Consider the following 7176-nt stretch of genomic DNA (forward strand, 5'->3'; position numbering starts at 1 on the left):
TTGGTGATTGCTAGTCACATCATGGATAAATGCTGTAATTAGCTGGTCGCACTCCTCTACATGCTGCGCCAAGTATGCTGGCTCTTCATCATCTTCGATAAAGTCATACATCCAATGCAACAGGTAGTCCTTTTTTTCCTTGATTGTGCTGTTCATTTTAACTCTATACGTAGTATTAAGAAGAAGGCTTGGGTAAAAACTCAAGCATTGCCTCTGCGGAAACACTTGGAGCCTCAAGCATGGCAAGGTGACCAATATCTTCGAGTACCAGCTGTTGGGCACCAGAGATTAATTTTGTATATTTGTCGATGTTTTTTACGTTAATAGCCCTGTCTTGTTCACCCCAAATAATTAGAGTAGGCGCAATGATACTGGTGAACTTTTGCTCCAGCCCCTTGCCCAAGTCACTACGAATATCTTTGAATATTTTCTGATTGATTTCCAGGCGACGAATGGACTTTTCTGCTTCGACCTTGGTGATAACGTCGGGTATGAAAGGCTTATCTTCCATTACAAAGTCCATAAGCTCGTTGAACTCATCAGTGTTTGACGCGATTAGGGGGTTGATACCTTGAGATAAAAGCTCATCCATTTTTGAGGGAATATCATGGATACCCGCAGGGCTAATTAGGGTTATCGATAGAACCTGCTCTGGGTAGGTTGCTGCGTAAAGTGATGAAATGGCGCCTCCCATAGAATTACCGACTAGATGGAAGCGTTTGAGATTCAAGGCACTTGCAAACTGTTTTACGAATGCGCTTTGCTCGACGATGGAGTAAGACTGACTCATGTCGATAGTGCTATCACCATGGCCCATTAAATCTAGAGCGATAAGGTGATACTTGTCAGCTAGCGGTTCAGAAAAACGTATCCAGTTTTCTTTATTGGCGCTAAAGCCGTGCAGCATGATGATTGTGCCGAGCTTATCTTGGCGAGAGTTTTCCAGATAAGCGTAAGGTTTGCCTTCAATCGAGATTTTTTTAGGTAGAAGGTTTGCTTTTGAGGCTTCAAACTCGATCGCTAAACGATAAAGGTCATCGCGATAGTAGTCGCTTGCGATATTGACTGAAACCAGAGAAAGGACAAAGACAAACAAAAAGACTTTAAGTTTACTCACGCGCGCTCCTTGTTTAACAAGCCGAAGCGCAGCCTGCGAGTTCTTTTAAGCCATTCATATCGATGATGTGTAAGTCTGTACGCTTAATTTCTAGCAAGCCTTCTTTTTGAAAACGCTTAAATAAACGGCTAACCGTTTCGGCGGCCATATTTAAGTGATTAGCAATATCGCGACGCGGCATCATGAGGTTAATTCGAGTATCGGAATAACCGCGTTGCTTGTAGCGAGAAGATAATGCGAGGATAAAACCGGCTAGTTTCTGGTCAGCAGAATGTTCCACAGTCATTGACTGTGAAGTATGTACTTCCTTACTCATTAAGCTAAATAATTGGCGCTGTAGGGAGGGAAGTTTCGCTGCAAGGCTTTCTAAATCGTTGTAGTTAATACCACAGACAGAGGAAGTGCCAAGAGAAATAGCTGTTGAAATATACTTCTGTGGGTAGATCGCATCCAAGCCGAAAAGTTCACCGGGCAGGTGGAAACCGACAATATGCTCATTACCGTTCGCATCAATAACCACGGTTTTGAACATGCCCGATTTAACGGCGTAGATCCTTTCAAAGTGTTGTTCTGACTGGTAGACGGTCTCGTTTTCTTTATAGGGGGACGAAGGCTCAATAATGTTTTCTAACGAAACCATATCATTTGAGTCTAACCCTACTGGCAAGCAAAGTTTTCCAAGAGAGCATTGTCCGCACTTTAAAAAGGACGGAGATGCCACAGAATTCGAGCTCGGCATACGTAAATCACCATAAAATTTTAATTATAGTGTCTTACTATACCGTGGTTGCTCAGTATTCTGTAGAGTTGTTTGATTAAAATATGCATCAAATTTCATAGCGATGTTCCGCAGAAAGATTCTTCCTTTGGGTGTCACCTTGAATCCTTGGTCACTTAATTCGATCAAACCATCGCTTGCGAGGTCATTCAAGCTACTGAGTTCACTGTTGAAATAACGGTGGAAAAAAATATCGTGACCGTCACCGAAGTCACTGTAATCAACGACACCGTCACACATAATTTGTTGGATTAGATCTGCACGGATGCGGTCATCGGTATTGAGATTAACGCCGCGTTTGATAGGTAAGTGTCCTTTATCAACGGCGGTTTTGTACTTGGATACTTCGGTGACATTCTGGCTATAGCCATCATTGACCCGGCTGATAGCACTGACACCAATACCAATTACATCGCATTCTGCATGTGTAGAATAGCCTTGGAAGTTACGCTGCAAACCACCTGTATCAAGGGCTTTAGCCAAGCTGTCAGTAGGTAGTGCAAAGTGATCCATACCGATATAGATATAGCCCGCTTCAGTTAAGCGTTGGATACTATCGGTGAATATTTCAAGTTTTTCTGCTGTTCCTGGAAGGTCGCCTGAGTGAATCAGCCTTTGCGCCGGAATGCGTTGAGGCATATGTGCGTAATTATAGAGTGCGATTCGATCCGGTTTAATACGAATGACTTCATCAAGCGTATTCGAAAAACTTGCGCGAGACTGTTTTGGCAGGCCGTAAATAATATCAATAGATACTGAATCAACTTTGTTATCGCGAGCTGACTGGATAACCGCTTCAACCTGCTCTTTACTTTGCTCACGGTTGATAGCTTTCTGCACTTCAGGGTCAAAGTCCTGAACGCCGATACTGATTCTGTTAAAGCCCATGGTCACTAATTCGGTCATTTCTTCTGGTGTGACTGTACGTGGGTCAACTTCAATGCCAATTTCTAATGAGTCAGGAAGACCTAGGTGGAAGGATTGTGCCAGCACTTCCATGACTTCACGTAATTGCTGAGGGCTTAAAAATGTGGGAGTGCCACCACCAAAATGAATCTGTTGCAGTAAACGGTCGTCAGCATAGTACTTGCCGTGCATTTCGATTTCCCGATATAGATAATCGAGGTAGTCAGTGGCTAGCTGCTGCTTGTGCGTCACAATCTTGTTGCAGCCACAGTAGTAACAAAGTGACTTACAAAATGGAATGTGGATATAAACAGAAAGAGGCTTGGGAACAGGCAACTGGTTACTTGCCTGAGCATGAGTACGATAGTCAGCTTCAGTAAAGTTATCATTGAACTGAAGTGCAGTTGGATAAGATGTGTATCTTGGCCCGTAAACGTCGTATTTGTTTAGTAAGGGCGCCAAGTCTTCGGTCACCTCAAGCGGTTTCATCTATCCATTCCTCCTGCATTGTTAGGGGATCAGTTTATGCGCACTAGGCGTAAGCTGCCTTGACGTGCGTCAAGGGAAATGACTGGTACAAAAAATACTCGAAAAAGGTGCATCTTCAGGTGCAGAACGAAGAAAGGTGGAGCTTAGTCTTGAGAGAAGCGTGCTTGGTGAAATTTAAGTTGAGCAGTATGGCCGCCATCGGGAAAGTGATGATAAGCGAGTCGGCTTACATTGGCATAAGGTACATCAATATTCCAAAGCCTGTCACTAGGCATACCTAGTACGTGGGTTAATATAGCTCGGATAACGCCCCCATGGCATACAAGTAAAGTATGCTCAGTTTGATATTCGAGCACTAAGGCTTCCCAAGCTGTATGAATACGCTGAATGAAATCAGACATTCGCTCGGAGCCTTGGGGAGCGTGATTATCGGGGTCTTCCCAGTAGTTTCTTAATGCCTTTGGGTCGTGTTTCATCAGTTCTTTGACGCTCTTTCCTTCCCATTCACCAAAGGAAATTTCACGAAACATCGGGTTTATGTCGACGCAGAGGCTTAGGTCTTCCCCTAGCTTATTGGCAAAGGCCTGACAGCGACTTAATGGTGAAGTCACTATCCGGGTCCAGGGTTTATGACCCCCTACACTGTCGTGCATTTGCTGCCAGCCCAAGTCTGATAAGGGGTCGTCTTGTGAACCTCGTAGTAGTTGTCCACCAACGGGTTCGCCATGTCTGATTAGGTCGAAAGTGCTTGCTTTCATAACTAAGCCTTGAGTCGCTCGAGTAGCATTTCATATTGCTGTTGTTTAGCAGCAGTATGCCTTATTTTGAACTCCTGAATAAGCAAGAGGCAAGCATCTTGTGTAATATGTTGGTTGCCAGCAAGTTCGAGAAACAAGAAGGCTTGCTCAGCTTTAGGCAGGTCTCCATGTTTAATAAAAAGCATCATCATCTTATGATAGTGCTCGGGCTGTAAGCATTCTTGAGCCCTTTTTTTACTAGCAGCATTTTTTTGAATGTCGGAAAATAATCGACAAATTCTTTCGTAGTCTGATTTACGGACACACAGTTCAATAAGGTTCTGTGCATGCTTCCAATAGCTCGAGTCTTCAGTATGCAATTTTGCCAAGTTGTAACGCTGCTCCAATATTGCTCGTGATTCGGGATATTTAGCACCCAGTGATCGCAATAACTGGCGTGCAGTATTGAACTCGAAGCGCGATAGGAATTCCATTGCTTTTGAAAGCTCTGCTCTGTACTCCCAATCAACGGAGGCAGTTATTCTTGGCTTGTTTTTTGGGGTTTCTTTCGCTGCAACTTTCATGCTTAAGCTCATGAAAATGCCTGTTGAGAGTGCCGGAAGCAGCATGCTTGCAAGAAGATATATGCTAGGCCTAGGTTGGTCGAGCGTATGTAAAACGGTATAGGTGATTAAGCTTAGAGTAAGCATTAGTAACATGAATAAGGCCGATTTTGAGGGTTGCAAGGACTCTCTTTTGGCTTGGAAATTCTTTAGTTTGTCTAACACTAGCGGGCTTGCCAGGCCATAGATAGCACCAAGAGGCCCAACTAAGACGGCATTGCTTTTGGTTGTGAATAATAGATAGGTGAGTGAAGAAATAAACATCGAAAACAGAAAATAGCAGTACAGCTTAAAGGCGCCAAAGCGCTTTTCAAAGTAGAAGGATAAAACTGAAAAACATAGAAATACTAAAATAAACAATGGATGAGAGGGGTGTGCGAAAACATGAGTGAGGATCTGTCTGATGCTGAAGTCTTGAGCAGAAAGGCCAAGTAAGTTTGTACTGGTGGCGCGATACATTTGCTCAATTATAAGCCGCTCCTCATGCCATGTTTCCAGTATGGCTTTCTCAAGAAACATGCTGCCATTCTGCTTGATATAGGAGGAAAAAGCTGAATCTTCCAAGATAGCTTTGATCGTAGGAAGCGACTCACCATCTTCAAAATCAGCTTTTAAGCTATCAATCTTTTGGGCTGAACCCAGGCCTTCTATGTTTAGCCTACGATCAAGGTAATCAAAAAAAATGGGGGCTTCGATTGCTAATAAATCTTGTTGGTAATGTTTGTTTATAGATAGCCACTGTTGTTCATCATGCTTATGCCCGTATAAGACGCTAATCAACAATGTGAGCGACAGAAGCAAGGTAAGAAAAGGAGTTTTCTTGATAGACATGGAGTATTTTGTTTTCACCCATCTTTAATAAGCATTGCACGATTAGACGGCAGCTTAATGCTCTTATACCGATACGAAGCCTATTTATAACAGAAAGCAGGGTGATTTGCCTCCTGGTATTTGACGGCTTAAGCCTCTACTTCCATAGAGGCTGACTTGCTTCGAGTTGTGCTTCTTGTCGGGACACGCCAATATCTCTTAATTGAGCATCACTCAGTTGAAGCAGCTTTTTACGTTGTCGGTGTATCTCCAGTCGCCATGCTAGCGAGTGTAATTGCTTGGCAAATCGTAGACATAGATTGGTGAGGCCTTTTAATGAGCCTGAGTAATTGTGAAGACCTTGTGGCGAAGGGAGTATTTCATGTCTCATCGTATCTTTCCTCGCAATACTAATAATGATAGGGCTTGAAGATGAATACTATACGGAGGTTGTCTGATACGTAACAGATTTAGAATTTAACTAAATTAGCCATAACAGATGTAGTATGAATGAACTGTTAAGTATAATATTTGAACAACTGTTATGGTTCTGGGAGCACAACAATGAAACAGCCTATTTATAAATTGTTAGCAAATGACCTTGCTGAGCAGATTCGGCAAAGTACTTTTGCTAGGGGGGATAAGCTTCCTTCTGTTCGGGAATTAGCGAAACAGCGCTCGGTCAGTGTGTCGACTGTTTTAATGAGCTACGGTTTACTAGAGGACTGGGGGCTGATTGAGGTGAGGCCAAAGTCTGGCTATTATGTTAAAGCCATTGCGCTCAGTGCGCCGGTAGAACATTTATCTAAAGACCATATCCACAACTCTGTCTCTGATTGCGGCCCGGATGAAGTCACCACTTCAGAATTGATCATGGACGTCCTGGCCAGTTCGGCAGAACCAAACAATGTCAGCTTCGGTGCAGCGGTCCCGGCAAGTGACTTCCCTATTATTGAACAACTAAAAAAATCATTTGCAAACCTTGTGCGGACTGAGAAGTTTCTCGGCATTGGCTATGACTCAGGAAAAGGCTGTCCTCAACTAAGGAAGCAGCTCGCCAGACGTGCTTCTGATGCGGGCATGTTAGTGTCACCTGATGAAATTATTATTACTGCTGGCTGCCAAGGGGCCATTGTATTGTGTTTACGCTCTCTGTGTGAAAAAGGTGATGTGGTTGCGGTAGAGTCGCCAGGCTATTATGGCTTGTTACAGTTAATCGAATCTTTGGGGCTAAAAGCGCTTGAAATTCCTTCAGATCCGGTAAGGGGAATGAGCATCGACGCGCTTCAGTTGGCAGTCGAGCAGTGGCCCGTAAAAGTTGTGTTATCAGTTCCTAGCTATAGCAACCCCATGGGAGCCTTGATGCCAGAAACTGCGAAGCTCAAGTTGGCGAAGCTCTTAGAAAAATATGATTTACCGATGATTGAAGACGATATTTACGGAGAGCTGTCATACAGTGATGCTAGGCCAAAAGCTGTTAAATCTTATGATAAGGATGGCCGAATTCTGCTGTGCTCTTCAGTTTCGAAGGTGCTTGACCCTCAGCTATGTGTCGGCTGGGTGATGCCAGGGCGATATCGGGAAAAAATTGAGTACCAACGTTTTTTAAGCAACTCCAGTCACTTTGCTTTACCCCAACTGGCGGTTGCCGATATTTTGTCTAGAGGGCGCTTTGACCGTCACTTGAGGCATGCTCGTGAAGTTTACAGCCAGAGG

The 7176-nt window shown here is 43.8% G+C and carries 7 protein-coding genes; 1 reads left to right on the forward strand and 6 read right to left on the reverse strand.

What is annotated here, in order from left to right; translation table 11 throughout:
- Window positions 1-175 precede the first annotated feature (175 nt).
- From A3757_RS05315 to A3757_RS05340, 6 genes are all read right to left on the reverse strand, one after another.
- The gene (locus tag A3757_RS05315; RefSeq protein ID WP_068553375.1) at window positions 176-1117 is read right to left on the reverse strand and encodes an alpha/beta fold hydrolase; all 942 of its coding nucleotides are present in this window, start codon (window positions 1115-1117) and stop codon (window positions 176-178) included.
- Between the two features lie 13 nt (window positions 1118-1130).
- The gene (locus A3757_RS05320; protein WP_197469823.1) at window positions 1131-1784 is read right to left on the reverse strand and encodes a helix-turn-helix domain-containing protein; all 654 of its coding nucleotides are present in this window, start codon (window positions 1782-1784) and stop codon (window positions 1131-1133) included.
- Between the two features lie 96 nt (window positions 1785-1880).
- Window positions 1881-3290, reverse strand: coding sequence for an oxygen-independent coproporphyrinogen III oxidase (gene hemN, locus A3757_RS05325; protein ID WP_068553376.1), 1410 nt, complete (start codon window positions 3288-3290; stop codon window positions 1881-1883).
- Between the two features lie 143 nt (window positions 3291-3433).
- Window positions 3434-4048: a histidine phosphatase family protein gene (locus A3757_RS05330; protein ID WP_068508738.1), complete on the reverse strand. Its 615-nt coding sequence runs from the start codon at window positions 4046-4048 to the stop codon at window positions 3434-3436.
- Between the two features lie 2 nt (window positions 4049-4050).
- Window positions 4051-5481, reverse strand: coding sequence for a rhomboid family intramembrane serine protease (locus A3757_RS05335; RefSeq protein WP_068553377.1), 1431 nt, complete (start codon window positions 5479-5481; stop codon window positions 4051-4053).
- Window positions 5482-5617: 136 nt separating this feature from the next.
- The gene (locus A3757_RS05340) at window positions 5618-5851 is read right to left on the reverse strand and encodes a DUF1127 domain-containing protein (protein WP_068508732.1); all 234 of its coding nucleotides are present in this window, start codon (window positions 5849-5851) and stop codon (window positions 5618-5620) included.
- Between the two features lie 173 nt (window positions 5852-6024).
- Between A3757_RS05340 and A3757_RS05345 the strand changes: the two genes are divergently transcribed.
- The coding region (locus tag A3757_RS05345; RefSeq protein ID WP_068739267.1) for a PLP-dependent aminotransferase family protein at window positions 6025-7176 on the forward strand (1152 nt) is incomplete at its 3' end.

This window comes from Oleiphilus sp. HI0117 (genome assembly GCF_001635235.1).

Coding starts and splice junctions, on each gene's coding strand:
- hemN (WP_068553376.1), bottom strand. CDS start 3,290: ATGAAACCGCTTGAGGTGACCGAAGACTTGGCGCCCTTACTAAACAAA.
- A3757_RS05330 (WP_068508738.1), bottom strand. CDS start 4,048: ATGAAAGCAAGCACTTTCGACCTAATCAGACATGGCGAACCCGTTGGT.
- A3757_RS05340 (WP_068508732.1), bottom strand. CDS start 5,851: ATGAGACATGAAATACTCCCTTCGCCACAAGGTCTTCACAATTACTCA.
- A3757_RS05335 (WP_068553377.1), bottom strand. CDS start 5,481: ATGTCTATCAAGAAAACTCCTTTTCTTACCTTGCTTCTGTCGCTCACA.